At 70.2% G+C, this 5,285-nt stretch carries 3 protein-coding genes; all 3 read left to right on the top strand.

The features are described from left to right. The coding region (locus HUX53_RS27925; RefSeq protein ID WP_369009218.1) for a MinD/ParA family protein at window positions 1–932 on the top strand (932 nt) is incomplete at its 5' end. 163 nt (window positions 933–1,095) lie between these two features. Next, a complete protein-coding gene (locus HUX53_RS27920; protein ID WP_176406197.1) occupies window positions 1,096–3,585 on the top strand; it encodes an ATP-binding protein in 2,490 nt (829 codons plus the stop codon). Then, on the top strand, window positions 3,582–5,285 hold a 1,704-nt coding region (locus HUX53_RS27915; protein ID WP_176406196.1), incomplete at its 3' end, for a type IV secretion system protein. The genes HUX53_RS27920 and HUX53_RS27915, both read left to right, overlap by 4 nt.

Genomic DNA, 5,285 nt, shown 5'->3' with positions numbered 1-5,285 from the left:
CGCCCGCGCCGCCGCCGTCCGGGCCCGCGATCACGCCGCCGGGGCCCGAGCACGAGGTCACGACCGGCGGGTTGCGGCGGCTCATCCACGCGGTCGGGGGTGGGCACGGCGAGGTCGACGCCGAGTACCAGCAGCGGTTGCAGCAGCCGTTCCACGGGACGCGGCACGTGGTCGTGCTCGGGTGCACCGGAGGGGCCGGGCAGACCGTTACCGCGTTGATGCTGGGGCACACGTTCGCGCAGCACAACGGGGAGCCCGTCGTAGCGATCGACGTGAATCCCGGGCCGGGCGCGCTGGCGCGCCGGACGCGCAGTGACACCAATGAGACGCTGACCGGGCTCATCACGCGTGCCGACCAGGTCGGCAGTCTCACGGCGATGCGGCGGTACACGTCGCAGGCCAAGTCCGGGCTCGACGTCATCGCGGCGGGCAAGAACCCGCTGCAGGCGCTCGATGACCGCGACTACGCGCTGGCGATCCGGACGATCGACAGGTTCTATTCGGTGACGCTGCTCGACGCGGCCGCCGCTGTCGTCGCGCGGGTGCTGCCCTATGCGGATCAGATCGTGCTGGTCGCGCCGGCCAGCGCGGACGCGCCGCGTGCCGTCGCGATGACGTTCGAGTGGCTGGACGGGCACGGTTACGAGGAACTGCGGTCCCGCGCGGTGACCGTCATCAATGGGGTGAGCCGCCGCAGCATGGACGACGTCGAGCAGGCCGAGGCCGTGGCGCGGGGGCGTTGCCGGGCCCTGGTGCGCATCCCGTGGGATGATCACCTGAGCATGGACCGCGCGCCGCGCAACGAGCTGAAGTCGTTGCGGACGCCGACGCGGCGTGCCTACCTTGCCCTTGCCGGTGTGGTCGCCGGCGGATTCACCGTCATGCCCGAGCGTTACCAGGAGCTTCAGCAGGAGCAGGAGGCCACCCGATGAGCGCCCCTCGCGGGCATCGCGCGGAGACCGGACCGGGCCGGGTGATCCTGGCGGACGCGTTCGATCTCCATGACCGTCCGGACGTCAAAGACTCTCCCGGGCAGCCCTGCGCCGCCCCTCTCACGACGGGAGAATCATTGGTCGGGAGCGACGGGAGGGCGGCATGAGCAAGTCCAGTCGGCTGGCCGTCCGGTACTTCGACGACCGCGTGCTGTTCACCGACAACGCCGCCTGGGCGTACTTCCGCCTGCCGACGGTGTCGTACGAGTTCACCACCGGTGAGGAGCGCGAGGCGCTCGCCACCAACATCACGATCGCGCTCGCGGGCATCCGGATGCAGGACGCCGAGGTGCACCTGCGGATCGCGCACCGGACGTACCCGGCGGCGGAATGGGCGCTCGCCCTGGACCGGACGTCCGACGGCGGTTCCGGGTGGCGGGAGTACCTGGAGGAGACCTACGCGCACGTGTGGGCGAAGGACTTCTGGACCAAGGAGGTCTACCTCGGGGTGCGGCTCGGGCCGCGCGGCATGGGCGCGCACCTGTCGGGCGGTGTGATCTCGCAGCTGCTGGGTTTCTACAAGCGCAGCGAGAACGTGCTCGGTGTGCACGACGACGCGATCGACAAGAAGGAGATCGCGCGCTGGACGGAGCAGGCCGAGCGGGTCGGGCGTGCGCTCGGCGGGTCGGCCCTCTACGCCAGGCACGCAACGTCGACCGAGGTCGCGTGGCTGTTCCAGCACGCGGTGACGGGGGCGCTGGCCGATCCGCCGCCGTCCGCCGTCCCGCGCAGGACGTGGGGCAAGGGCGAGATCGAGTCGCTGGTCGAGGGTGCCATCCACAACGGCCGCTCGTACCTGCGGATCGAGCAGCCCAACTTCACGGGCGCGGGCGGGAGCGCCACGGCCGAGTCGTATGTCGCCTACCTGTCGTTCGCCCGGTTCCCGGACATGATGCCGTTCCCGGACGGCGAGCCCTGGTTCCACTACTCCGACGCCCTCCCGTTCCCGGTCGAGATCAGCGCCCGGATGAAGCTGATCCCACCGGCGAAGGCGTCCAAGGACGTGTCGCGCAAGCTCGCGCACGCCCGCGACATGGACCAGCACATCCGGGAGGCGGGCGCGGAGGCGCCGATCGCGCTCGCCGAGCAGATCGACGCCGCCCGGATGCTGGAGCACGGCATCACCAAGGAGCGGCTGCCGTTCGTGTACGGGTGGCACCGGCTGATCGTGTCCGCGCCGTCCGAGGAGCTGCTCGCCCAGCGGGTGGACGCGGTCGTCGAGCACTACCGCGACATCGGCATCGACGTCGTCAACTCGACCGGCGACCAGTTCTCGCTGTTCCTGGAGTCGCTGCCCGGCGACCAGATCCGGCTCAACGCGTACGCGCAGCGGCAGCCCCTGCGGACGATCGCGGGCGGCATGCCGGTCGCGACCGTCGACCTCGGCGACCGTCCGGACGACGAGCAGGAGGGCTGGATCGGCCCGTACATCGGCGAGACGCTCGGCCGGGCGAGGTCCATCGTGCACTTCGACCCGCTGGTCGCGGCGGCCCGGAACCGTCCGACCGCGGTGGCGATCACCGGCGAGCCCGGCGGCGGCAAGACCACCCTCGCGCTGCTGTTGATCTATCAGATGGCGCTGCGCGGCGTCACGATCGCGGCGATCGACCCGAAGGGCGACGCCGAGTCGCTCGTCCAGCTGCTGAAGGCGCGAGGCCGGAAGGCGCGCATCCTGCCGCTCGGCTCGGCGGCGCCCGGCCTGCTCGACCCGTTCTCGTTCGGCGACGACCTCGCCACGATGAAGACGATGGCGACGGAGACGCTGCGGCTGCTGCTGCCGCGGATGTCGGAGGAGCGCGAGTCCGCGATGATCCAGGCGGTCGGCGCGGTCGCCAACGCGGAGCGCCCGTCGCTCGGGCGGGTCGTCGACCATCTGGAGGCGGCGGAGGATCCCGCGTCCAAGAACCTCGGCGCGGTGCTCCGCTCCATGTCGGAGATGCGGCTCGCGCGGCTGTGCTTCGACCCGTCCGGCGGCGAGCGCATCGACACCGAGGGCTGGACGACCGTGTTCACGCTCGGCGGCCTCACGCTGCCCGACGTCGCGATCTCGCGGGAGGACTACTCCTACGAGCAGCGGCTGTCGGTGGCGCTGATGTACCTGGTGTCGCAGTTCGCGCGGCGGCTCATGCACGGCCTCGACCGGCGGCTGCCCAAGGCGATCTTCCTGGACGAGGCGTGGGCGATCACCTCGACGCCCGAGGGCGCGAAGCTCATCCCGGAGGTGTCCCGGATGGGACGCTCGCGCAACACCGCGCTGATCCTGGTCTCCCAGAACGCGGGGGACCTGCTGAACGAACAGGTGACGAACTGCCTGTCGTCGGTGTTCTCGTTCCGTTCCACCGAACGGGTCGAGGTCGGCAACGTCATGTCGCTGCTCGGCGTCGAGGCGTCCGACGAGCACAAGGCCGTGCTGCGCAACCTCGGCAACGGCGAATGCATCTTCCGTGACCTCGACGGCCGAGCGGGACGCATCGGCGTCGACCTGATCTCCGAGGAACTGCAGCGTTGGCTGGACACCAACCCGACCCGGTCCCGTCCGGGCGCGTCCGAACTCACCGTCGCGGGGGCCGAGGTCGAGGAGGTCAGTCGATGAGGGGTCCCCGCCACCGGACGAACGCGCGCCTGCAGCGGTCGCCCGGGGAAGGGCTCGACCGCGCGGTCCTCGGCGGCCGCCGCCGGCGCCGGCTTCCGCGCACCCGCCGCTCGATCCTCGTCATGCTGGTGGCGAGCTTCTTCGTCGTCCTCCTCTCGCCGATGGCGAGCGCGGGGCCGTTCTCCCCGAACAGCCCGTGCCGGCCGGCCGACAGCCCCGCGCCCGAGCAGTACGGGTCGGGGACGGACGGGCTCATCAAGCCGCCCGACTACCCGAACGAGAAGCTGCAGAAGACCCCGGTCGAGCAGTTGACGTACTACGACCGGTACGGCATGGCCGGGCAGACGTGGTATGCGGTCGACATGGGCTGCTCGGACGGCATGGCGCTGATGGGCAACGCCCTCGCCAACACCACGTTCACCATCGTCCGCGCCATCGATCGGACGACGATCAGCGTGTACCAGGCCGCCGCGTCCGACTCGCTGCTCGGCTGGCTGAAGGACACCGTCGACGGCGTCATCAGCAACATCGGCAAGACGTTCAACGCGCGCTACTGGTCGTGGGTGGTCATCCTCGGCGCGATGTGGCTCGCCTGGTGGGGGCTGGTCCGCAAGCGGGCGAGCAAGGTCACCGAGGGCGTCATCTGGATGGTCGCCGCGATGGTGGCGCTCATCTGGCTGGTCGCGCGTCCCGCCGACTTCACCACGCTCGGGACGAAGACGTCCGAGGCGACCAGTGCCGCGTTCAACGCCGCCCTGCCGCAGAGCGACACCAAGGGCGGGACGTGTATACCGAGGCCGGACGGCAAGCCCGATCCGGCGACCTCGCAGAACCTTGACGCGACGACCCGCAACGCCAACGGGCTGTGGGTGGCGCTGGTCTGCAAGCCGTGGCTGCAGGGCGAGTTCGGCACCACCGACCCCAACGCCAAGATCGTCAAGGAGAACGCCGACAAGCTGCTGTGGTCGCAGGCGGTCGACCTCACCGAGACCTACGGCGACAACAAGGTCGATCTGGGCAAGAAGGCCGACGCCTACAAGGACGTCACCAAGAACATCAAGGACAACTACCCGGAGACGTACTCGCTCTACCAGGGCAAGAACTGGCAGAACAGGCTGGCGGTCGCGTTCGGCGGGCTGTTCGCGGCGCTGGTCGCCGGCCTGCTCATCATGGTCATCGCGATCGCGCTGATCGTCGTGAAGATCGCCTTCCTGCTGCTGCTCGTCGCGGGACCGATCTTCCTCGGCATCGGGATACATCCGGGCATCGGACGGGTGATCGCGATCAGATGGCTCGAACTGCTGCTGTCGATGCTGCTGAAACAGGCGGCGCTGATCGGCGTCCTGTCGCTGCTGCTGTGGGCGTACAGCCTGATCCTCGGCGAGACGCTGCCGTGGGGTCTGCAGGTGCTGCTCATCGCGCTGGTGACGTTCGCGGCGTTCATCTACCGCAAGCCGTTCCAGCACCTGTTCTCCGCCGTCGGCTACTCGGCGGTCGGGTCGCGGGAGAAGAGCGAGGCGCAGCTCAACAAGTCGGTCGCGGAGGCGCGCCGGAGCACGACCGGGGTCGCGGGCGCCGTCGTGCCGGGCGCGGCCGGCTACCGGCTGGCCCGGTGGGCGAAGCGCGAGGCGACGTCCGAGGGTGTCGCGCCCGCGACGCAGGGCGATGCGGCGCCCGGGACCCGTCTCTTATACCCATCT

The sequence above is a fragment of the Actinomadura sp. BRA 177 genome (assembly GCF_013372625.1).
Lineage (GTDB): Bacteria > Actinomycetota > Actinomycetes > Streptosporangiales > Streptosporangiaceae > Spirillospora.
The sequence above is the reverse complement of the archived record's forward strand: the minus strand, read 5'-3'. Positions and strand labels throughout refer to the sequence as shown.